Annotated in this window: 17 protein-coding genes; 9 read left to right on the forward strand and 8 right to left on the reverse strand. The window is 71.3% G+C overall.

Translation table 11 applies throughout. The annotated features are described in order from the left end of the window. Nucleotides 1–50 precede the first annotated feature (50 nt). Genes GL259_RS29240 through GL259_RS29250 form a run of 3 tightly spaced genes read right to left on the reverse strand, consistent with a single transcriptional unit; the run spans nt 51 to nt 5,284 of the window. Entirely contained in the window at nt 51–2,186 is a 2,136-nt protein-coding gene (locus tag GL259_RS29240; RefSeq protein ID WP_159536281.1) for a UvrD-helicase domain-containing protein, read from the reverse strand. Nucleotides 2,187–2,222: 36 nt separating this feature from the next. Then, a complete protein-coding gene (locus tag GL259_RS29245) occupies nt 2,223–3,476 on the reverse strand; it encodes a restriction endonuclease (protein WP_159536282.1) in 1,254 nt (417 codons plus the stop codon). Then, nucleotides 3,473–5,284 carry a DUF4357 domain-containing protein gene (locus GL259_RS29250; RefSeq protein ID WP_159536283.1) on the reverse strand — a complete coding sequence of 604 codons (1,812 nt, stop codon included), beginning with the start codon at nt 5,282–5,284 and terminating at the stop codon, nt 3,473–3,475. Before GL259_RS29250 ends, GL259_RS29245 begins: the two co-directional genes overlap by 4 nt. A gap of 260 nt (nt 5,285–5,544) precedes the next feature. Here GL259_RS29250 and GL259_RS29255 point away from each other — a divergent pair, with 260 nt between their 5' ends. From GL259_RS29255 to GL259_RS29275, 5 genes are read left to right on the forward strand one after another with little or no spacing between them, the layout of a single operon-like run. Next, nucleotides 5,545–6,933, forward strand: a complete 1,389-nt coding sequence (locus tag GL259_RS29255) for a sigma-70 family RNA polymerase sigma factor (protein WP_243762406.1) — start codon at nt 5,545–5,547, stop codon at nt 6,931–6,933. Between the two features lie 37 nt (nt 6,934–6,970). Beyond that, nucleotides 6,971–10,120, forward strand: coding sequence for a helicase-related protein (locus GL259_RS29260; RefSeq protein WP_159536285.1), 3,150 nt, complete (start codon nt 6,971–6,973; stop codon nt 10,118–10,120). Further along, the gene (locus GL259_RS29265) at nt 10,117–12,000 is read left to right on the forward strand and encodes a DUF1998 domain-containing protein (protein ID WP_159536286.1); all 1,884 of its coding nucleotides are present in this window, start codon (nt 10,117–10,119) and stop codon (nt 11,998–12,000) included. The genes GL259_RS29260 and GL259_RS29265 overlap by 4 nt, the downstream gene beginning before the upstream one ends. A 5-nt stretch (nt 12,001–12,005) precedes the next feature. Then, nucleotides 12,006–13,118 carry an AAA family ATPase gene (locus GL259_RS29270; protein WP_159536287.1) on the forward strand — a complete coding sequence of 371 codons (1,113 nt, stop codon included), beginning with the start codon at nt 12,006–12,008 and terminating at the stop codon, nt 13,116–13,118. 49 nt (nt 13,119–13,167) lie between these two features. Next, complete coding sequence (locus GL259_RS29275) at nt 13,168–14,484, forward strand: hypothetical protein (RefSeq protein ID WP_159539073.1); 1,317 nt, start codon at nt 13,168–13,170, stop codon at nt 14,482–14,484. Between the two features lie 25 nt (nt 14,485–14,509). Here the strand turns inward: GL259_RS29275 and GL259_RS29280 are convergent, their stop codons facing one another. Further along, nucleotides 14,510–14,956 carry an ATP-binding protein gene (locus GL259_RS29280; RefSeq protein WP_159536288.1) on the reverse strand — a complete coding sequence of 149 codons (447 nt, stop codon included), beginning with the start codon at nt 14,954–14,956 and terminating at the stop codon, nt 14,510–14,512. Nucleotides 14,957–15,170: 214 nt separating this feature from the next. On the opposite strand from GL259_RS29280, the gene GL259_RS29285 reads away from it, so the two are divergent. After that, nucleotides 15,171–16,244, forward strand: a complete 1,074-nt coding sequence (locus GL259_RS29285; protein WP_159536289.1) for a hypothetical protein — start codon at nt 15,171–15,173, stop codon at nt 16,242–16,244. A 7-nt stretch (nt 16,245–16,251) separates the two neighbouring features. On the opposite strand, the gene GL259_RS29290 is transcribed toward GL259_RS29285, so the two are convergent. Together GL259_RS29290 and GL259_RS29295 are read right to left on the reverse strand one after the other, a co-directional pair. Next, the gene (locus tag GL259_RS29290; protein ID WP_159536290.1) at nt 16,252–16,719 is read right to left on the reverse strand and encodes a hypothetical protein; all 468 of its coding nucleotides are present in this window, start codon (nt 16,717–16,719) and stop codon (nt 16,252–16,254) included. Nucleotides 16,720–16,810: 91 nt separating this feature from the next. Continuing rightward, the gene (locus GL259_RS29295; RefSeq protein ID WP_159539075.1) at nt 16,811–17,035 is read right to left on the reverse strand and encodes a DUF397 domain-containing protein; all 225 of its coding nucleotides are present in this window, start codon (nt 17,033–17,035) and stop codon (nt 16,811–16,813) included. A gap of 317 nt (nt 17,036–17,352) precedes the next feature. Between GL259_RS29295 and GL259_RS29300 the strand changes: the two genes are divergently transcribed. Beyond that, nucleotides 17,353–18,243: a helix-turn-helix transcriptional regulator gene (locus GL259_RS29300; protein WP_159536291.1), complete on the forward strand. Its 891-nt coding sequence runs from the start codon at nt 17,353–17,355 to the stop codon at nt 18,241–18,243. After that, on the forward strand, nt 18,240–18,431 hold the full coding sequence (locus GL259_RS29305; protein ID WP_159536292.1) for a DUF397 domain-containing protein: 192 nt from the start codon (nt 18,240–18,242) through the stop codon (nt 18,429–18,431). Before GL259_RS29300 ends, GL259_RS29305 begins: the two co-directional genes overlap by 4 nt. 46 nt (nt 18,432–18,477) lie before the next feature. Here the strand turns inward: GL259_RS29305 and GL259_RS29310 are convergent, their stop codons facing one another. Next, entirely contained in the window at nt 18,478–18,843 is a 366-nt protein-coding gene (locus GL259_RS29310) for a hypothetical protein (RefSeq protein WP_243762407.1), read from the reverse strand. A 197-nt stretch (nt 18,844–19,040) separates the two neighbouring features. On the opposite strand from GL259_RS29310, the gene GL259_RS29315 reads away from it, so the two are divergent. Beyond that, nucleotides 19,041–20,123 (forward strand): CHAT domain-containing protein, encoded by a 1,083-nt coding sequence (locus GL259_RS29315; protein WP_243762408.1) that lies wholly within the window; start codon nt 19,041–19,043, stop codon nt 20,121–20,123. A gap of 156 nt (nt 20,124–20,279) precedes the next feature. Here the strand turns inward: GL259_RS29315 and GL259_RS29320 are convergent, their stop codons facing one another. Continuing rightward, nucleotides 20,280–21,809 carry a UDP-N-acetylglucosamine 1-carboxyvinyltransferase gene (locus GL259_RS29320; protein ID WP_159536295.1) on the reverse strand — a complete coding sequence of 510 codons (1,530 nt, stop codon included), beginning with the start codon at nt 21,807–21,809 and terminating at the stop codon, nt 20,280–20,282. Nucleotides 21,810–21,848: the final 39 nt, after the last annotated feature.

Genomic DNA, 21,848 nt, shown 5'->3' on the forward strand with positions numbered 1-21,848 from the left:
GACGCGCCGGCGGCAGACGGGAACCGAACAGGTCCTCACAGGCCGGCCGGTCAGACGACGGGCGGCAGGAACGGGCTCGGAGTTCCGCTCCACGTCACGCTCAGGGCTTCGCGGGCGCGGGTGCAGGCGACGAAGAGGAGGCAGCGCTCCCGGAGCAGGTCGGCTTCGTGCTGCAAGGGGTCCGCCTCGCGCGGGGTGATCTCCCGGATGAACGGGACGGCGCCCTCACCGGCACCGAGGACGGACACCGCCCGGAACTCCAGCCCCTTCATCGCGTGCATCGTCGCCAGCCGCACCCCCTCGGCGCCCTGCACGGTCTGCCCCTTGACCCGGAGCACCGGTATTCCGGCGGTCTTCAGTTTCTCCTCGGCCGCGTCCAGGGAGAGGTTGAAACGTGCGCACACACCGATCTCGTGCGGTGCCAGGCCCTCGTCGAGCAGTCCCCGGACCCGGTCCACCAGTGCCGCGGTCTCCTCCTGCCGGGTCGCGTACCCCTGCGCGTGGGGGCGGCGTCCGTGCAGCAGGGAGCGGTACCCGGCCAGCGAGTCCGTCCCCTCGCCTTCGAGCGCGTCGACGGTGACGGGCGCGAGGAGCCGCGCCGACCATGCGAGGATCTCCTCGGTGGAGCGGTAGTTGACGCGCAACCGGAAACTGCGGCCGGCCGTGGCGATGCCCAGGGAACCGAGGGACACCCGGGAGTCGTAGATCCGCTGGTGCGGGTCGCCGGTGACGAACAGGTCGTCGGGGCCGGGGGACACCGCGGCGCGCAGCACACGCCACTGCGCGGGGTGCAGGTCCTGTGCCTCGTCGATGACGACGTGGGCGTACGGGGTCGGCTCGTCGGCGAGAAGTTCCGCCGCGCGGGCGCAGACCCGCAGGTGCGTGGTCTCGCCGCGGTCGCGCAGCAACTGCTCGAACCGTTCCACGCCCTTCCACACCTCCCGGCGGCGCGCCGGCCCGAGACCGGTGCCGCGTCCCCGGCGGCTCGCGCCGAGGTAGGCGTCGAGGTCGCGGAGGTCCTGACCGAGGACGACGTGACGATATTCCTGCGCCAGGAACCGGGCGGTGAACGGCAGGTCGAGCTGCTTGACGACCTTCTCCCACAGCTGCCGCTGCTCCCGGTCCCCGACCGGCTTGGGTGCGTTCGCCGACCCTGCCCGCACCACACCGTTGGCGAAGGCGTCCACGGTGGTCACGTCGACCCGCGCCAGCAGGCTCTCGTCCTCGTCGAGCAGCAGGCCGAGCATGTCGCGCAGGCCGGCGGCGAGCGCGTTCGTGTACGTGGTGAGCAGGACGCGGCTGTCCTCGGAGCGGCCCAGCAGGTGCTTGACGCGGTGCAGGGCCGCCACCGTCTTGCCCGTTCCGGGGCCGCCGGTGACCTGGACGGGGCCCCCGTACGAGGTGCGGTAGGCGACGCGTCGCTGGGAGGGGTGGAGGAAGACCCGCCAGGCGGCGAACGGCTTGTCCAGCGCCTCCTCCAGCTCCCGCGGGCCGGTGACCAGGCGGATGCGCGCGGGGGTGTTGGCGATCACCGTGGCCAGGTCCTCGACCGGCTCGGCGGGCGCGTCGGCGGGCCGGCGGACGGCCACGACGTCCCGGTACACCTCTTCCGGGCTGAAGCCTTCGGCGAGGTACTGCAGCACCTCCAGCTGGTCCTCCGGAAGGAGCGTGGAGAACGCCTCCAGCTGGGCCTTGCTCGCCAAGGAGCGCGCGGCGCGCAGCACCTGGTCGTCGATGCCGAGCTCACGCAGCGTGCCGTCCGAGACGTGCTCGAAGAGCAGCCGGGAGGCGGAGCGGGCCGCGGTCTCGTACACCGGGGTCAGCTCGTCCAGGGCGACGGCGTTGCGCACCTCCAGGGCCCGGGTCGCGGAGTTCGCGCTGTAGAGGCGTTTCGCCGCCCAGGTGTAGGCGTCGTCGTGGGGCAGCACGTTGACAAGGAGGAAGACGTCGCTGCCGTCGTCGGGTGCCAGGACGACACCGCGCCAGAAGTCCGTGATGCGAATGGTGCGCATGCGCTTGTCACGGGCGTTCTCTACGGACTCCAGATGCAGTCCCTTGTCGGCGTTGAGTTCGGCGGCGCTCATGGCCTGGAACTTGGCCATGGCCTTGCGCACTCCGGCTCTGACCGGCTTCTCCAGGGACTCGTAGCCGTCCCAGAAACTCTGGGCGAAGGCGAGCTGGGGCATACGGTGTCTTCCCTTCCGTCGGGCCGATGGTCGTGATCACGCGGGGGAGCAGGCGCGGGCCAGGAGGGCGGCGATGTCGCGCAAGGCCGACAGGAGCTGCCTCGGTTCACGGGCGAGGTCGACGCTGTGCTGGTACAGCCGCAGTCCGCGTCCGTCCGTACCCACCGCCGTCCCGCGTACCTCGTGGAAGCGTGTGGGCTGCCGCCCGGCCGCGTACACCAGGTGCGCCTCGCGCAGGCCGAGCACCGTGGCGTACGCCAGGGCCTGGTACAGGTCGGCGTGGAGACGGCCGTCGGTCTTCTCCACCTTGTACTTGGCGTCGACGACGGCCACCGGTGTCCGGCCGTCGCGGGTGCGCACCACGAGGTCGGGACGGATCCGTACGGGGCCGGAGGTGTCCAGGTGGTGGGAGTCCTGAGGGCGAGGGGCCAGCCCCTGCTCCTTCAGTGCCGTGCTCAGCGCGACGGTGACGAAGTCCTCGAACAACTGGTTCATGTCGAAGAGGAAGCCGTCCACGGTGAGCGGATCGGCTCCTGGGAGCAGGTGCTCCGGCGAGGAGCCTCGCAGGACGGCCTCGCAAAGCCGCAGGGCGGGCTGATAGCGGGAGTTGAGACGGGAGGGCTGCCAGCGAGGCAGTTCCTGCCCTCTGACCAGGGGCAGTACGTCGGCGAGTCGGACCCGCTGGTGGGCCAGGCGCCGCCGCACGGGCCCGGGAACACCCGGCAGCCGCAGCAGCCGCTCGACGGCCGCGCGCAGGATGCGGTTCTCGGCGGTGTCTGCGGTAAAGGCGTCGTACGCGATCTCCACGGGAGGCGTGCGGCCGAAGTGCCGCCGGATCTGCTCGGCCTCGCGTATCCGCCCACGCACCACCAGTGAGGACTCCTCCACCTCCCGGTAGCCCTGGAGTACCCCTTGGCGCAGTGCCGCGTCGACCCGTCGCTCCACGGCGTGGGCGAGCGCGGGCACCACGTCGTCGTACGCGCCGGTGTCGACGGTGCCCTCACGGTCGTCGCGCCAGGCCCGTTCCGGGTCGAGGCTGAATCCGAGCAGGAAGAAGATCCGGCTCACCGGGGTCTTGGGCATGATCCGTACGACCGGACCACCGGGCGTACGGAGCGCCCCGACCCGGCTCCCCGCCCGCAGCAGCCAGTGGCCGTCCCGGGCCGGGTCCGGCGTGGCGCTCAGGAATATTCCGGAGGCGGCGAGGGCCCGGCCGGCCGCGGCGCCGAGCGGCACGGAGACGGGGGGACCGTACTCGCGCAGCACCACGTCCGGCACGGGTGCGGTCATGCCGGCCGCTCGCGCAGCGAGTCGAGACCGTACCGGGCGGCGACGTCGATGCCCTCGCCGTAGTGATGCTCCTCGAGCAGCGGCAGGATCTTCGTGCGCCAGGTCCGTTCGAGACCGCCGGCCCGATACACGCCCGGCTTCATCAGGTACGAGGGGCCGATGGCGAAGGCGGCGTCGTCGATGCGGGAGTTGAGGGCGTTGAGGAGGCGGGCCGGCTCCGGGTCGCGCCCTTCGCGTGCGAGCCAGCGAGCGAGCAGCCCGGCGGTCGGCTCGGTGCGCGGAGACAGCTCCACGAAGGCGAACCGGCGCCGCATGGCCGCGTCGACCAGTGCGATCGACCGGTCGGCGGTGTTCATCGTGCCGATCACGAAGAGGTTGGGCGGCAGCGGGAAATCGTCCCCGGAGTAGGTGAGCCGGACGGACCGGTCCCGGTACTCCAGGAGGAAGTACAACTCGCCGAAGACCTTGGCGAGGTTGGCGCGGTTGATCTCGTCGATGATCAGGAAGTGCGGGACGTGCCGGTTGCCCTCGCGGGAGGCGAGGTCGGCGAGCTCCCGCAGCGGGCCCGCGGTCAGCCGGAACGCCACCTCACGCGTCTCGGGATCCTCCACCGGCCGGAACCCCTCGAAGAAGTCTTCGTAGGCGTACGACGGGTGGAACTGCACGATCTTGACCTGCTCGGGGCCGCCGCCGAAGTGTTCGGCCAGCTTCATCGCCAGGTACGTCTTTCCCGTGCCCGGTGGACCGTAGAACACCAGTTGCTTCTCGTCGAGCAGGAGCTCGCGCAGCTCCTCCAGCCATGCCCGGTCGTGGACCAGAAGCTCGCCGGCGAGCGCGTCGCTGATCCCGGGCAGGGTCAGTTCCTTCGGCCCGGACCGCTCAAGGGTTTTCACCACCTCGGTCTCGTCGGTGCCTGCCGCCTCACCGTCCAGCCCGTCCAGGGCGTCCAGGACGCCGGTCAGATCGACCACGTCGTGCTGCACGGACAACTTCTGCCGCAGTTCTCCCGGCAGTTCGTCGTACGCGTGACCGTCCGCCCGCCAGGTGACCGTCCGGCGCAGGTTGGACAGCCCGCCCGGTGACGTGGTCTGCGCGGCGTCCCCGGTGATCCGGCCGAGGTACAGCCGGTCGTCGTCGTAGGTCGCCACGGTGTCCCCGACACGCATCTGCGTCAGGAACGCGTGCAACTCGTCCACCAGCCCCTGCTTCTGGTGGTACGAGGCCGCTCCCTCGTAGCCCTCCTCGACGAAGCGGCGCAGCGCGCTCTTGGTCGGGTCGGATTCCTCCAGCGGCGGTAGGTGCGCGCCCGACAGCGATACGAACCCCTCCTTCAGCCACAGTTGCCGCACCAGGTTGTGACCCGAGACGTTCGAGCCGCGCACCAGCCACGCCTTGTGCGGGGGGCGCCAGCCGGTGGACAGGTAGTCGGAGAGCGGATGGCCCTCGTCGGTGCGCCAGGACTCCGGGCCGGAGGCGTCGTAGCCGCACACCAACGCGGCGGCGGCCGACGAGGAGTTGCACTCGATGTCCCGGGTCACCACCCAGCGCGCGGGCGCGTCCTGGAGCCGGCCGGGGGCGGCCGGGGCGTCCACGAGTGCACCGTCCGCGCGGAGTTCCGCCCGGATCCGACGTGCGTGGCGGCCGAGCCCCGGCCACTCCTCGGCGGTCACGAGGGACCCCTCCCGCAGCAGGAATTTGTTCGTCCCGTTGCCGCCGAACTGGGAGAGCAGATGCCCGCGCGCCTCGCCGCCCTTGGGTAGTCGGATGAGGAACTCGGGTGTGCCGGGGAGGAGTTCGGGTCGAGTCATCAGTGACCTTTCCGGACGGGCGGCTGCATCGCGACTCTCAGCTTACCCGTTGACACTGTCAAGCGGTCCGATATACAAGTAAACACATGCACAGAATCTGTTGAGAGTGTAACTACTCCGGTCGTAAAGTGTGGACAACTCCGGCGGGGCCGGAGCGGGGGTGTGAGGGGGAGCGGGTGGCCGAGGTTGAGCGAAGCACGATCGAGGCGGAGTTGCCGTCCGTCATCGCAAGACTGAGAAGCTGCGCCTCCCGTGCGGGGGTGGTCAGTCAGCGGGCCTTCGCGGCCGAGGCGGACCGGCTCGGTCTGTGGACCGAAGAACAACGGCAAGGACTCAGCAAGGGGCTCGCCGAGTTCGGCATCCATGTGAAGCTCCCGCGACGGGCCGTGGCCCCGGCGGGTGAGACGTCCCCGGTGAGGACCGCCGCCCCGTCGCCCGCGGCTGTGCGGCTGGCCCAGGCCAGGCGCATGCTGGCCCGCTACGCCGACACCGACGGCACGGTCGGCAAGCTCGCCCACGACGGCGTCGTGCGGCTCCACGGTCTCAGCCCCGCCGAAGCGCGTGAGCTGACGACGGACTTCCCGATCACGCGTCCCCGCCCGCCCCGCGCCTCCAGCCGGACGCTCGCCCCCGACGGAATGGGTCGACCCGCGCGTCCCGGGGCCACACTCCCGGCCTCTCCGAAGCCGCCGGTCGGCAAGAAGCGCGGCGCCCTTTCGATCGTACCGGCCACCGACGACGGTGTGCGGGACGCCGTCCGGGCGGCCCGGGCCGTCCTGGAGGACGATCGGTGGCGCCGGAACCCGGGCAAGGCGATTCTCACGGCGGACGAGGAAGTCGGTCTCGCCATGCTGCTGCGGGACGGCGTCGGCGATCTCGACCGCGATGTGCCGAAGGAGGAGATCAAAGCGCTGCCCCGCACCGGCGAGCGGTGGCGTGCCTACGAATGCCTCGTCCTGCACAACCAGCGGCTCGTCTGGAAGATCGCGCAGGGGTTCCAGGGACACGGGCTGGACATCGAGGACCTCGTGCAGCACGGAACGCTCGGACTCATGCGCGCGGTCCGCAAGTTCGACGTCACCAAGGGCTTCAAGCTGTCGACCTACGCGACCTGGTGGATCAAGCAGTCCATCACCCGGGCCATCGCCGACGAGGGCACCACCATCCGGCTGCCCGCGTACATACACGAAAGGGTGAGCAAGGTCGCCGTGGCCGAGCGCAAGCTCATGAACGAAGGCCGCCCGAGGACCGTCGACGCCGTGGCCTACGCGACCGGCCTCACCTTCGCCCAGGTCGAGGAGGTGCGGCGGATCAGCCGGCCCACCGACTCCCTGGACCGCATCATCGGGGAGGACACCGCGCTCGGCGATCTGGTCATCGGGCCGTGCCGACTGCCCGAACCCCCGGTCGTCGTCATCCGCAAGGAGCATCAGGCACGGCTGCGGCATGTCCTGGAGCACCTTCCCGAGCGCGAGCGGCACATCGTCATCCGGCGCACCGGACTCGACGGTGAGGAGCCGGACACGCTCGAGGACATCGGAGTCGTCTTCGGCGTCACCCGCGAACGCATCCGCCAGCTCGAACGGAAGGCCAAGGCCAAGTTGCTCGGCCAGCTGATCCGCCACCGGATGGTCGCGTCCCACCAGTGAACCTGCCGCATCCCGCCTGATCCGAAGGAACCCGCACATGGACCCGCGCCAGGAGCTGGTCGACTACCTCACCCGTCAGCTCGTCGGTCCCGTCGGCGGTGACGACGAGGTCCTCGACGCTCCACCCGACCGGCAGTACCTGATGGGCACGCTCTACCCGCAGCAGACCGACCTCCGACGCCGGCTGGACAAGGCCGCCGACGACCCGGAGGCACCCGGCGCCGAGCAGGACGCCCCCGACGTGAGCCCGGCCGCCGACCCCGTGCCGGACGCCAACAGCTGGCTCCCCGCCTCGCTCGGGCTCAGCTTCTACACGGACGCCGTGGACGTCGAGGTGCGCTGTGCCGCCGCCTGCTACGAGACGCAGCGGAACGAGACCGGCAGGGGCCGGCGCTGGCAGCGCGTCCCCCTCACGCCGGAAAGACTCACCTTCGGTCCTGAGCGGCACGAGGAGCCCGTCTTCGGCGGCCGCGCGAAGATCCAGGTGACCCGCCGCTCCTACGGGGCGGGCACGCTCATCACCGTGGCGCTCGTCAACGAGAAGCGCCACGGCGGCGCCGACGACAAGACGCCCGACTGGGACGACATGCTGTTCCAGTGCCGGCTCAGCGTCCGGCCCGTCGACGGCGCCGTGCTGCCGTACCCGAGCGTCCGGCTCGCGAGCCGGGACCCCGAGGAACGCGAACTGCGCCTCCAGTACCGGCACGTCGTCACCCACGCCGTCGGCCACGGTTGCGCCGTCCGCGAGGAGCGCGGCGAGGACGGCGGCGTCGCCCTGCTGGCCTGCGAATCACTGCCCCGCGCCGAGGTGCCGGCCGTACGGGCGGGTGGCCCGCTCGACGCACCCGTCCTCACCCTCGCCCACCTGGCCGACCCGGCCGTCGGCAGGGACCAACTCCGTGAGGAGCTGGCCGAGTTCGCGGCCTCCTATCACGCCTGGTACGTGGGTCAGAGATCCGTCGAGGTGCCGCCCTGGGGCCGTGAGGCCGCGGACCGGATCCTCGACCGGGTCCGGCAGGCGGTCGTCCGGATCGAGGCGGGCGTGCGGACGCTGTGCGACCCCGACCGCCCGGAACTCCTCGACGCCTTCCGTATCGCCCAGCGCGCCATGCTGCTCCAGATGCGGCACTCCGCCCCCGACCAGGCCGGGCAGAGATGGCAGCGCTCCGACGCCGTGGCCCTCGACCCGCCCGTCGACCTCGGGGCCGCCTGGCGCCCGTTCCAGCTCGCCTTCTTCCTCCTCGCCCTCGACGGGGTCGCCGACCCCGGGCACCCCGACCGCGGGACCACCGACCTGATCTGGTTCCCCACCGGCGGTGGCAAGACCGAGGCGTATCTGCTCCTGGCCGCCTTCACCCTCGCCCTGCGCCGGATCCGCGGCGAAGGCGGCGGGACCACCGTGCTCAGCCGCTACACCCTCAGCCTGCTCACCACCCAGCAGTTCCAGCGCGCCGCCACCACCGTCTGCGCCCTGGAACTGCTCCGCCGCACCGAACCCGGACTCGGTCTCGGTGGCGAGCCGATCACCATCGGCCTGTGGGTCGGTGACTCCACCACCCCCAACACGTTCGCGACGGCCCAGACCGTCTTCGACGAGCAGCGCGCGGCCAGCCACCCCGAGGACGTCTTCATCCTCGACCGTTGCCCCTGGTGCGGCACCCGCATCCTGCCGCCCACCTGGTCCAGCGTCCGCGCCGACTACGGAGTGCGGGCCGAGGCCGACGAGTTCGCCTTCCACTGCACCCGTGACGCGTGCGCCTTCCACGACGTGCTGCCCGTCGCCGTCGTGGACCAGCACCTCTACCAGAATCCGCCCACGTTCGTCCTGGGCACCGTCGACAAGTTCGCCCAGCTCGCCTGGCAGGCCGACTCCGGCCGTCTCTTCGGCGCGGGCACCGCCAACCCGCCCCCGTCCCTGATCATCCAGGACGAGCTGCACCTGCTCACCGGCCCGCTCGGCACCACGGTCGGCCTCTACGAGGCCGCCATCCTGGAACTGTGCACCGATCAGGACGGCCGCCCGCCCAAGATCGTCGCCGCGACGGCCACCATCCGGCGCTCCGCCGAACAGGTCCGCGCCCTGCACCACCAGGGCGTCCAGCTCTTCCCACCGTCCGGACTCGACGCCCGCGACAGCTTCTTCGCCGTCCCCGACACCGGCCGCCCGGGCCGTCTCTACCTCGGGGTCATGGCGCAGGGCCACACCGCGGGCCGTGGCGCCGTCGCGACGACGGCGGCCATGCTCCAGGGCGTCCACCAGCTCCCCGAGGAACACCGCGACGACTACTGGACCCTCGTCGCCTACCACCACAGCCTGCGCGAACTGGGCCGTACGGTCACCGCCGCCGGCGACGACATCCCCGCCCAGCTCCGCTCGCTCGACGAGGGCGCGGGGGTCCGCGCGCTGGGCAGCGACCAGGTGCAGCAACTCGACAGCAGCGTGCCGCGCGCCGACCAGCCCATCCTCCTCGACCGGCTCGAGAAGCCCTGGACGGACCCGCGCTCGGTGTCGTTCCTGCCCTGCACCAACATGCTGTCCGTCGGCGTCGACGTGAAGCGGCTCGCCTACATGCTCATGCAGGGCCAGCCGAAGACCACCGCCGAGTACATCCAGGCCACCAGCCGCGTGGGCCGCCACCACGTACCCGGACTCGTCGTGACGTACTTCAACGCCACGCGTCCGCGTGACCGGTCGCATTACGAGACCTTCATGGACTACCACCGGGCGCTCTACCGCTACGTCGAACCCGCGAGCGTCACCCCCTGGTCCATGCCGGCGCGACGCCGCGCCCTGCACGCCGCGCTCGTCATCCTGGTCCGCCACCGGCTGGGCCTGGCCGCCGAGAACCAGGCCGGACGGATCACCGGCCGCAAGGACGAGGCGAGACGGATCGCCGACGCCCTCGCCGAGCGCGCCGCGACCGCCGAGGGCGGGGCCACCGGAGCCGACGCCGGCACCGTACGCGCCGACGTAAGAGCGGAACTCGGCTACCTCCTCGACGACTGGTACGGCCAGGCCGACGCGGCCGCCGCCGAGGGCAAGGACCTGTACTACCGCAGTCAGGGCAAGGGGCAGCGCAATCTGCTCAAGGGGTTCGAGCAGCGGTACGGACTGTGGGAGACCCTCAACTCGATGCGCAGCGTCGACCGGGAGTGCCAGATCGCCGTGACGGGAGCAGGAAAGTGAAGCGCAAACTCCGGGTCCGCCAGGCGCAGACCGTGCTGCCGTTCGGCGTGGGAGCGGTACTCGACGTCCAGGGCGAGTCCTTCGTCGCCGCCGGTATCGAGCGGTGGCCGCGGCTGAAGACGGCCGTCCCCTCGGAACGGCTCGCCACCCGCCTCGGGGTCAAGGGCTTCTACGCCGCTCCCCACACCCTCAACGACCGCTACGACGACGCCGATCGCCCCGGCGTCCCCTATGTGCGGTTCCCCGGCTGGCTGTTCTGCGGCTCGTGCCGGGCCATGGTCCGCTTCCTGCGCGAGCACGAGAAGCCGGGAGAGCCGCCGGTGTGCACGTCGTGTGCCGCCGCACCCCGCCTCACCCCGATGCGGTTCGTCCGTATCTGCGCGGACGGGCACCTCGACGACATCGACTGGTGGTACTGGGCCCACTCCAAGCTCCCGCCCGAACTGCGGGAGGCCTGCTCGGAGTCGCAGCACGCCTGGAAGGCACGCCGGCTCACCTTCCGTGTCGCCGACCGGGCCTCCGGGCTCGAAGCGCTGTCGGTCCGGTGCGGAGCGATCGGGGCGGGTGGCAGGTCCTGCGGCGCCGAACGCGACCTGCTCGACGTCCTCGGCCCCCAGAGCGGACGCTGCTCCGGCCGCAACCCCTGGCAGCCCGGGGACGCGAGAGTGACCTGCGGCCAGCAGGTCCACCACGTGCAGCGCACCGCGGGCAACGTCTACTACCCCGTCGTCTACTCGGCCCTCGACATCCCGCAGACCGAAGAAGCCCCCCGTGCCGAGCGGAGCATGGCGGACGCCGTCCTGGAGCACGGCTACTGGTCGAACCTGCTCGACGCGCTGGGCACGTCCAGGGCGGACGTCTTCCGCGGCATGATCAAGGAGGACACCGACGCCCCGGACGACCTCATCGACCACCTCGTGGCGGAGGCCACGGGCGCCCCCACACCGGCGCCCGCCGACCGGCAGGAGTCCGGGAAGTCGGGGAAGGTCGATCTGAGCCGTGACGAGTGGTACGCCTTCGACGCCGCACAACTCCCCGAGCCGTCCGCGGAGTTCTCCGTCCGGCGCGGCGGACTCGGTCTCGACGACGAGAAGGAGGAGCCCTGGGCCAGTCTCGACGCCCATGTCGGCGGCATCGTCCTGGCCGACCGCCTGCGCGAGGTACGGGCACTGACCGGCTTCCGCCGCTACTCCCCGAACGGCACCCTCGTGCCCGCCGACACCAGCGGCCGGCTGCGCTGGCTCCCCGCCACCGAGGTGTACGGCGAGGGCATCGTCCTCACCCTCGACGAACAGCGCCTGACCGCCTGGGAGAACGACCCCCGCGTACGGGCCCACGTCCACGGTGTGCGGACGGACCTCGACGCGTCGTTCCGTGCCGAACAGCTCGCCGAGACGACCGGCAGCGAACTCTCACCCCGCTTCCTCCTCCTGCACACCCTCGCCCACCTCCTGATCCGCCAGCTCTCCTTCGACTCCGGCTACACCACGGCCAGCCTGCGCGAACGCGTCTACGGCCGTCCCGAGTACGGCCAGCACGGACTGCTCGTCTACACGGCCGCCGGAGACGCGGAGGGCACGCTCGGCGGACTGGTCCGGCAGGGCGAGGCACCGCACTTCGCCGAAACCCTCATCCGCATGCTCGAGGCCGCCGCCTGGTGCTCCGCCGACCCGCTGTGCGCCGAACACACCGGTCAGGGCTTCGGCAACCTCAACCGGGCCGCCTGCCACGCCTGCACCCTGCTGCCGGAGACCAGCTGCGAGACCGGCAACACCCTGCTCGACCGCGCCCTGGTCGTCGGCTCCGCCCGCGTACCCGGCTACTTCACCGACGTCCTCACGGCGAGCCGCGAGTCCGCCGCCGCCACCGTCCAGGGATGACCCGTATGGCCACCACGAACACCCCCGTCCTGCACCCCGACCTCACCCCGGCCCAGCGCGACTGTCTGGACGCCCTGCCGCTCACGGGCAGCCACGTCGTCAGCGGCCCGCCCGGCAGCGGCAAGAGCCTGCTCGCCGCGCACCGCGCGATCCACCTCGCTCTCACCGGCCGCCCCACCCTGCTGCTCTCCCGCTCGAACCTGCTCCGCCAGCTCCTGCGGGACACCCTCCAGGGCCTCACGGTCACGGGCGCCCCCGTCGAAGCCACCACCGTCCACGCCTGGGTGCTGCGCCACTTCGGTCATGGCGCGTCGCGCACCCAGGACGGCTGGTTCGACTGGGCGGCCCTCACCCAGGACGCTGCCGCCGCCCTCGGTGAGAACGAGGAGGACACCCCCCACCTCGTCATCGACGAGGGCCAGGACCTGTCCCCGGGCTTCTACCGCATGGCCCGCCTGGCAGCCGCCTCCGTGACCGTGTTCGCCGACGAGTGCCAGCGTCTCACGGACACCAACTCCACCCTCGCCGAGATCGCCGACGCCCTCGGCCGCTCCACCCAGCGCGTGGCGATCACCGGGAACCACCGGAACAGCCGCGAGATCGTCTCCCTCGCGGAGCACTTCCGCACGGGCGGCGCCCGCCCCGACCTGCCCTTCCGCAGCGGAAGCCGGCCCGTGGTCCGCCACTACTCCGGCACCCACGACCTCGCCGACGACATCGCCGGCCTGGCGGCCCGCCACCCGCGCGACCGTATCGGCGTCATCGTCAACTCCCTGCGTACGGCCGCCGACCTGATGCGACGCCTGGAGCGCGCCGGTCTGGCCCAGGAGCCCCAGCTCTACAGCTCGGCGGCCTCCTCCGGCCGGTACCGTGACCTCGACCTGGTCCGCCCCGGAGTGGTCGTCGTCCACCGCGCCAGCGCCAAGGGCCTCGACTTCGACACGGTCGTCATCGCCGACGCGGAGACCGACTCCGCCACCGACCCGACGTCGGCGACCCTGCGCATGGCCTACTACGTGATGATCACGCGGGCGCGGGAGCGGCTGGTGCTGGGCTGGCAGGGGAGCCGGATGCCACGGCATCTGGAGGGGCTGGACGCGTGGGTGCACATGAGGTGACGGCGGGATGACCGAGGCCACGAACATGCAGGAAGAACAAGGGGAGACGATGACCGACGACCACAAGACGACCGTGCCCGTGTGGACGCTCGCGACCGCCGACGTCCGGGTGCCGGCGCTGACCGCCGGCGAGTCGATGACGGCCGAGCGCCTGACCGAACTGCGCGGAGCGCTGGCCGCCCTGGCGGACCAGCCGATCGTCACGCTGGAGGCGCATCCCCTTCCCGCCAGGATCGACCGCAGCCGTGGCCTCTCGCTCGACGCGGCGAGCCCGTTGGCACAGCACCTGTCGCAGTTCATCAACCAGTCCACACGCACCTCCCTCACGGCGGCGAGAGCGACCGCCTCCGGCGAGGTGCTGTACCGGATGGTGGTCCCGGCGAAGGTCGCCGCCCAGGTCGGGAAGGGGCTCGTGCGCCCGATGGTGGCGAAGGGGGCGGCCGGTGCCATCCGCGGCCCGCTCGTGGACTCGGCGGGCAAGATCGCCGCCGGTGCGAAGTTCGTGCCGGTCGGAGGTGCCGCCGCGGCCGGTACGGCCGGTGGGGCCGGTGCCACCGCCGGGGCCGTCGCCGCCGGCGGTGCGGCCCTCACCGTGGCCGCCCCCCTCGTGCTCATGGCCGTCGCGGTCGGGGTGAGCGCGCACGCCGACCAGAAGCGCCAGCAGGCCATCGAGCACATCACGGAACTGCTGGAGCAACTCCATGAGGACAAGCTCGACGACGAGCGCAGCGCCCTCGACGGCTGCCGGGCCGCCATCGACAAGGCCACGGCCATCCTGCTCGACCAGGGCAAGCTCGGAGTCTCGCTGGGACTCGACTCGGCGGTCTACGCCATCGACACGGCCCTGAGCAAAGCCGACCGCCGTCTCGCCCGGTGGCAGAGCGCGCTCGACGCACTGCCCGAGGACAAGCCCGTCGAACTCAACACCCTGACCGAGGCGTTCCCCGGCATCGACGACCAGGGCGGCACGTTCCGCGCCCACCTCGAAATCGCCTCACTCGCCGTGGCGTTGAAGCGCCGAGTCGTCGTCCTTCAGGCCGTCGAACACGCCCAGAACGACCCCGGCAACCCCTTCGAGAACTTCGTCCGGGAGCTCAAGAGCGACCAGCAGCGCCTCGACGAGCTGGAGTCGGGCCTCGCCGATGTCCTCCTGCGCCTGTCAGCTCTGGAACTGACCCGCCCGAACGGACGGCTGCCCGTCTTCAAGCCCAGTGAGGTCGATCGCCTCATGAACGCGGCCCACCGCATTCACCAGCTGGGCCGTGGTGTCACGGTCGGCGGTCGCCCGCAGGACGTGGCGATCGAGATCGCCCGCGAGAAGGACGGCTCGGTCGTCGTGTTCCCCGCGCTGCCCGCGGAGGCATAGCACCACGTGGGCGCACTGCGTCCGCTCACGCCGTGGTGTCGAGCAGGTCGGCCCGGACGGTCTTGCCGGTGGGCGGGTAGGGGACGCAGTCCCAGTGGTCGGCGAGCGCGGTGACGAGGGTCAGGCCGCGTCCGCCGGTGGAGAGCGGGTCCAGAGCGGTGGCCGTGGGGCAGGGGAGCGGGTGCAGGTCCCCACGGGCATCGCTCACCTCGACCCGGAGGCGCCCGGCGGCCGGGCCGAGCACGAGGGTCAGCCGGAAGCAGCGGCCGGGTACGCGGCCGTGCAGGACGGCGTTGGCGGCCAGCTCGGCGACGACGAGTGCGGCACGGTCCGTCAGGTCCTGCGAGACGCCCCTGGACCGCAGCTCGGTCACCGCGAGGAGCCGGGCGAGACGGGCGCCGCGCCGCGTGGACGACAGCAGCTGGGTGAAGGTGCCGACGGAGGTGCCCACGTGGGGTGTTGCGTGGTTCATGCCCTCAGCGTGGCGGCCGGGTGCGGGCGGGGGCGAGTGCCGCGCCCCGTACGGGGAGCAAGCGTACGGAGGAGGGAGGGGCGCGGTACGCCGGACTCCCGCCACACTGAGCGCTGTGTGAGGAACGTGGGAAGCCGGAACGGAGTTCCCGATGTCGTCCCGGGGCCTCCGCGGAGGCGGGGGACTGTCGGTGGCGGGTGACAGGATCACCGGCATGGTTTTCGTACGTACGACTCCGCCGCGGCCGGTCGAGGTGACCGAGCTGTTTCCCGAACTGGCCCCGCTGGCGCGTCCCGCGATCCGGCTGCACCCCCGCCCGGGATCGCCGTCGGTCAAGGACAGTTCCGTCGGGGGACCGTTGCTGTGGCCGGCCGACGAACCCTGGCCGCACTGCGAGGACGCGCACCTGCACGGTGACAGCGGCTTCCGCGAGTCACCGGCAGCGATACGGCTCGGCAGGTACCGGCGGGCCCAGCAGCATGACGACCCCTACGGCCCCTCGTTCACGCCCGAGGAGGTGGCGGCCCTGGAGCAGAAGGCCGCGAGGCTCGCGGAGCGGCTCGACGCGGGCCCCCCGCTGCCCGCGGACTGCCCGGTCCCGCTGCTGCCCGTGGCCCAGCTGTATCTGCGCGACGTGCCCCTGCTGCGGCCGCCCGGAGAGGCCGATCTGCTCCAGATCCTCTGGTGCCCCTACGACCACGAGCCGGACTGGAAGCCCGCGACCAGGGTGTTCTGGCGCTCGGCCGCCTCGGTCACCGACGTCCTGGCCACGCCACCGGAACCGTACGAGGCCAACTACGACGGCTATGTGCCGGAGCCGTGTCTGTTGGCCCCGGAAGCGATCACCGAGTACCCCGGCAGCCTCGATCTGAGCCCCGAGGTGAGGCAGGTGGTGCAGGACTGGAGCCGATGGCAGGCGGCCCGTGCGGTGGTGCACGGCTCGTACGAGGAGTACCCGGCGGAGTACTACGACGCCCACCTGGCCGACGCTCCCGGCTGGAAGGTCGGCGGCTGGCCACCGTGGGGTCGTACCGACCCGATCCCCCGGTACTGCGCCGTGTGCGAGGCCCGGATGGTCCCGCTGCTGACCATCGCCTCCTTCGAATGGGACGGCGAAACGTACAACTGGGCGCCGCAGGAGGAGCGGGCCGCCGCCTACGCCCGCGGTCACATCGCCGGCCTGTCCCCCGCACAGCCGACGCGGGTGGAAGTGGGCAGCGCTGACAACATGCAGCTCTACGTCTGCCCGGAGTCCCCCGAGCACCCGCACACCGACTTGATCCAGTGAAAGCGGTCTATGTGCACGGGCAGGGCAGGTCGGGGGCCGCGCGGTTCGGGGAGCAGGTGACCACGGCGAGGGAGAGGTACGAGGGACGTTCGAGGTAGACGCCGTACGACACGTCGCCGCCCGCGTGCAGACGCTCGGCGGCGGAGTCCACCAGCCGGGCGAGGCGTACGGTGTCGCGCCCGTGCTCCACGGCGAACCTCGGGGCGTACTCGGTCAGCCGCTCACCGAACCAGGCCGCGGCCTCCTTCGCCTCCTCCCAGGTGCCCCGCACGAGTGAGCGGGGCTTGACGAGCCAGTACGCGGTCTCCAGCGGCGGGAGGTCCGCCGTGCGGAACTCCGCGGCCACCAGGCGGTAACGCTCGATCAGTTCCCGCCTGCTGCCGGCCGGGGGCGGATCGGGGTGCGGGGGCCGCCGCAGGGCCTCGTCGTCGAAGCGGGCCTTCGGGCCGGTCCAGAGGTAGGCGTGGTGGTGCACGTGCTGTTCCCGTTTCCATGACGAGGAGTGCCGGCCGGACGCGCGGGAGGAACGCGGTCCGGCCGGCGGCTGGGGGAAGGGGAGGGAGGTGTCAGGTGCCCAGGCCGAAGCGGGCCGGGTCGATACCGGCGGCGTCCAACTCCTCCGTGGTGAACCGCAGCGGCGCCACGTCCGGCCGCTTGCTGTCGCCGAGCGCCCAGGCGTCCGCACCGATCCGGGCCAGGGTCACGCACCCTTCCGTGCAGGGGCCGCCGCACGCCTTCGTGAACGAGGCCCCGCCGATGTCCAGTGCGTAGAGGTCGGTTCCGTTCTGAATGACTGCACCTTCCAGCTCGTCCGAAGCGGCCGGGTCCGGCCGCCGCCGCCCGGAGTGGGCGGGAGTGCACAGAGGGGCGTTCGCCGGGTGTTTCCGCAGGTGAGCGGCGGACACGGACGGCTCGGCCCGGAATCTCCGTGACCTCAGCGTGGCGGTCGGACGGGGGCGGAGACGAGTGTGGCACCCCGTACGCTGAGTCAGCGTACGGACACGAAGAGTGGACGGTACGTCTGATGATCCGTCAGTCTGGGCGTGGACGCGGGCGGTGTGAGGAGCCGCCGTGGCGCGCGGTACGGAGGAGAGGAAAGGGGCGGCGGATGGACGTGGTCGGGGTCGAGGGGGAGACGGCGGCCGGGGGCGCCGGCGCGCGGGCGGTTCCGGCGGGGGAGTGGGAGCGGGAGCCGCATCCGTCGGACAGCCTGCGGACGTTCGGGGCGGTCGTGCAGGGGCTTCGGGAGCACGCGGGGCTGAGCCGGGCGGACCTCGCGGCGAGGGTGCAGTACTCCAAACACACGGTCGAGTCGGTGGAGTTGGGGCGCAGGATGCCGGACGAGGCGTTCGTGGAGCGCGCGGAGGAGGCGCTGGGCAACACGGGGGCGTTGCGGAAGGCCGCGCGGCATCTGGCGCGGGGGGAGGCGGGGCTGGCGGCTTGGTTCCGGCGGTGGGCGCGGTTGGAGCGGGAGGCGGTGAGTCTGTGTACGTATGAGTGCCGGTTGGTGCCGGGGTTGTTGCAGTCGGAGGCGTATGCGCGGGCGGTGTTCGACAACAGCATCCCGTTGCTGACCGACGAGCAGACGGAGGCGCAGGTCGCGGCCCGAATGGAACGGCAGGCGATGATGCGGGAGCGGCCGACCGTGCCGTTCGGCTTCATCGTGGAGGAGTCGGTGTTCCGGCGTGGGCTGGGTGGGCACGAGGTTCAGGCGAACATGCTGGACCATGTGCTTGAGCTGACGGCGCCGCGCAACGTGACGCTTCAGGTGGTGCCGTTGAAGCTGGACTTTCACGGATGCCTGGACGGGCCGGTCCAGTTGGTGGAGACCGCGGAGGGGCGGCGGCTCGGGTACTCGGAAGGGCAGCAGAACGGACGGCTGATCTCCGACGCGAAAGAAGTGAGCTTGCTCTGCCAACGCTATGACACACTGCGCTCGCAGGCCCTGAACCCCAAGGAATCCCGGGACCTGCTGGAGCGACTGCGAGGAGAGCTATGAGCAGTGGTATGTCGGAACTCGCCTGGTTCAAGTCCAGCTACAGCGGCACCCAGGGTGACAGCTGCGTGGAGGTCGCGATCGCCGAACAGGCCGTCCACGTACGGGACTCCAAGGACGTCACCCGGCCGGCCTTCGCCATCGGCCGTGAAGGCTGGGGGCAGTTCGTACGGTTCGCGTCGGAGCGATGAGCGACTTGAGGGCGTGCCGTCCGCTGGAGTAGCGGGCGGCACGCCCTCACCGCTTCTCGTTCGTGGGGCCGTAGCCGAGGGCCGCGCGGTTGATGAAACGGTCGCCGAGGTCGCGCACGGGCGCGGGCTTCGGTTGCGTGGCAGTTTTCTTCGCTGTGGCTTTCTTCGGGGCTGGCTTCTTGCCGCCCGCTCGCTTGGCCGCTGCCGCCTTCGTCTGCCTGACCTTCTTCGCGGCCGGCGTGTTGCGCGCGGCGAACCTCTTGCGGGCCGCGGCGAGTCTTTCGCGTTCCGAAACCGCCACGTTGGCGGGAAGAGCGTCGGTGAGGACGCGGGCCCGGCTGAGCGCGTAGCGCGCCGCACTCCAGTTCTTCTTGTTGATGGCCATGTTCGCCAAGCTGATGGCCTGCTGCAAGGCTCTGATCTTCGCGGGCTGCTTCCGAGGTATCTCGGACTCGGCCCCGCTGCTGCGCTTCTGCCCGGCGGCTCGGGTACGCCAATCGGTACCCGAGCTTAGGACGACGACCGACCGGGGGTTGCTGGTCTGGTTTACGCGTACCACGTGCGTTGTTCCTTGGTTGAGCGGTGGGCAGGCCCCGGGGTGGCCACCGGGTGGGGCCACCCCAGGGGCAGTTGCACGACAACGCTCTCACGGTCGTTCCGCTGCCCGGATTCCGGCACCGCAAGGCGGTGCTCCGTGCCCAGGCCCTGTCACGGCTCGTGCACCCGCGAGAGGAGGAGGGCGACGATCAGGAGGGACAGCTCGCCGAGCTCCGCTCATACCTCATCGACCTGCTGGACTGGCTGTGGAGGGCGGTCGCGGAGCCCGTACTGAGGGTTCTTCCCTTTTCTCCGGCGGGGAGCGGCGCCGCGTCGCCACCCGGGATCTGGTGGTGTCCCACCGGTGTGTTCAACCACCTTCCGGTCCATGCGGCCACCCGGATCAAAGACCCGTCCGGCCCGGACGGCGACAGTCTCACCGACCGGTTCGTCTCCAGTCACACACCGACGCTCCGCGCCCTCAAGACCGCCCGCGAGGCCGACCGGGCCGCATCCGGGGTCAAGCGCCCCATGCTGCTCGTCGGTGTCGGTGGGACCCCGCCGGGAACGGACCTGGCCGAGCTGCACCACGTCGCCGCTGAGATCGACGCCGTGGCGCGACTGTTCCCCACGGCCAGGCCGCTGCGCGACGAGGACGCGCTGCGGGCGACCGTTCTGAGGCAGCTCAGGGCCGGGGGATGGTTCCACTTCGCGGGGCACGGCGAGCAGCATCCGGAGGAACCCGACGGACTCCTCTACCTGTGGGACCACACGACGAGCAACTCCCTGCGCATCCGGGACATCGCCGGTCTCCGCCTCGACAAGGCCGAGCTCGCATTTCTCTCGGCCTGCCAGACCCACCTGGCCCCTCGGGCCCACTCCGACGAGCCCGTCAGCCTGGCCGGAGCACTCCTGCTCGCCGGCTTCCGGCACGTCGTCGCCGCCCAGTGGCAGCTGAACAGCCTCCGCGCCAGGCATGTCACCACCCGCTTCTACGAGAACCTGCTGGAAGCCCTCACCACCGCCGGCCACCCGCGCCCCGCCCCGACGGCCCGCGACGCGGCCCACGCCCTGCACGCAGCGGTGCGGGAACGCCGCCGCGAACGCCCGGAAGCCGTGGAGGTGTGGGCGGCGTATGTGCACCTCGGTCCGTGACCGGGCGCGACGGCATCGTGGAAACGGGAGGCAGACGTCCCCCGTGGAGCAGCAGGAAGAAATGCAGCCGCCCCGGGCGTGTTTCCCGGATGCCGCCACATCCCTCTGTTCTTTGTCGCAACAGGCCAGGTGTGGCGGCTTCCTCCCGACAAGCGGTCAGATGTCCCGGAAGATCTCGATCTGCGCCCCGATCGAGTTCAGCCGCTCCGCCAGGTCCTCGTAACCGCGGTTGATGACGTACACGTTGCGCAGGACGGACGTGCCCTCCGCCGCCATCATCGCCAGCAGGACGACCACCGCGGGCCGCAGGGCCGGCGGGCACATCATCTCGGCGGCGCGCCAGCGGGTCGGGCCCTCGACCAGGACGCGGTGCGGGTCCAGCAACTGCAGGCGGCCGCCGAGGCGGTTGAGGTCGGTCAAGTAGATCGCGCGGTTGTCGTAGACCCAGTCGTGGATGAGGGTCTTGCCCTGGGCCACCGCCGCGATCGCCGCGAAGAACGGGACGTTGTCGATGTTCAGGCCGGGGAACGGCATCGGGTGGATCTTGTCGATCGGCGCCTCCAGCTTGGAGGGGCGGACGGTCAGGTCCACCAGGCGCGTGCGGCCGTTGTCGGCGAAGTACTCCGGCGTGCGGTCGTGGTCGAGGCCCATCTCCTCCAGGACCGCGAGCTCGATCTCCAGGAACTCGATCGGCACCCGGCGCACCGTCAGCTCCGACTCGGTGACGACGGCGGCGGCCACCAGGCTCATCGCCTCGACCGGGTCCTCGGAGGGGGAGTAGTCCACGTCGACGTCGATGGTGGGCACGCCGTGCACGGTGAGCGTGGTGGTGCCGATGCCGTCGACCTTGACGCCCAGGGCCTCCAGGAAGAAGCACAGGTCCTGGACCATGTAGTTGGAGGAGGCGTTGCGGATGACGGTGGTGCCGTCGTGCCGGGCGGCGGCGAGCAGCGCGTTCTCGGTGACGGTGTCCCCGCGCTCGGTCAGCACGATCGGGCGGTCGGGGCTGACGGTACGGTCCACCACCGCGTGGTACTGGCCCTCGGTCGCGGCGATGTCCAGGCCGAACCGGCGCAGCGCGATCATGTGCGGCTCGACGGTGCGCGTACCGAGGTCGCAGCCGCCGGCGTAGGGCAGCATGAAGCGGTCCAGGCGGTGCAGCAGCGGACCGAGGAACATGATGATGGAGCGGGTGCGGCGGGCGGCGTCCGCGTCGATGGACGCGAGGTCCAGCTCGGCCGGGGGCACGATCTCCAGGTCGACGCCGTCGTTGATCCACCGGGTGCGCACGCCGATGGAGTGCAGCACCTCCAGGAGGCGGTAGACCTCCTCGATGCGGGCCACGCGGCGCAGCACCGTGCGCCCCTTGTTGAGCAGCGAGGCGCACAGCAGTGCCACGCACGCGTTCTTGCTCGTCTTCACGTCGATGGCGCCGGAGAGCCGGCGGCCGCCCACCACGCGCAGATGCATCGGCCCGGCGTAGCCCAGGGAGACGATTTCGCTGTCGAGGGCCTCTCCTATGCGAGCGATCATCTCAAGGCTGATGTTCTGGTTGCCGCGCTCGATGCGGTTGACGGCGCTCTGGCTGGTACCGAGAGCCTCGGCGAGCTGCGACTGTGTCCAGCCACGGTGCTGCCGGGCGTCACGGATGAGCTTGCCGATGCGTACGAGGTAGTCGTCTGCCATGGGGTTGAGGCTATCTCAGATATGAGATGGCACCTCCTG

This window comes from Streptomyces sp. Tu 3180, from assembly GCF_009852415.1.
Taxonomy (GTDB): domain Bacteria; phylum Actinomycetota; class Actinomycetes; order Streptomycetales; family Streptomycetaceae; genus Streptomyces.

Coding starts and splice junctions, on each gene's coding strand:
- GL259_RS29240 (WP_159536281.1), bottom strand. CDS start 2,186: ATGCCCCAGCTCGCCTTCGCCCAGAGTTTCTGGGACGGCTACGAGTCC.
- GL259_RS29245 (WP_159536282.1), bottom strand. CDS start 3,476: ATGACCGCACCCGTGCCGGACGTGGTGCTGCGCGAGTACGGTCCCCCC.
- GL259_RS29250 (WP_159536283.1), bottom strand. CDS start 5,284: ATGACTCGACCCGAACTCCTCCCCGGCACACCCGAGTTCCTCATCCGA.
- GL259_RS29260 (WP_159536285.1), top strand. CDS start 6,971: ATGGACCCGCGCCAGGAGCTGGTCGACTACCTCACCCGTCAGCTCGTC.
- GL259_RS29270 (WP_159536287.1), top strand. CDS start 12,006: ATGGCCACCACGAACACCCCCGTCCTGCACCCCGACCTCACCCCGGCC.
- GL259_RS29275 (WP_159539073.1), top strand. CDS start 13,168: ATGACCGACGACCACAAGACGACCGTGCCCGTGTGGACGCTCGCGACC.
- GL259_RS29280 (WP_159536288.1), bottom strand. CDS start 14,956: ATGAACCACGCAACACCCCACGTGGGCACCTCCGTCGGCACCTTCACC.
- GL259_RS29285 (WP_159536289.1), top strand. CDS start 15,171: ATGGTTTTCGTACGTACGACTCCGCCGCGGCCGGTCGAGGTGACCGAG.
- GL259_RS29300 (WP_159536291.1), top strand. CDS start 17,353: ATGGACGTGGTCGGGGTCGAGGGGGAGACGGCGGCCGGGGGCGCCGGC.
- GL259_RS29305 (WP_159536292.1), top strand. CDS start 18,240: ATGAGCAGTGGTATGTCGGAACTCGCCTGGTTCAAGTCCAGCTACAGC.
- GL259_RS29320 (WP_159536295.1), bottom strand. CDS start 21,809: ATGGCAGACGACTACCTCGTACGCATCGGCAAGCTCATCCGTGACGCC.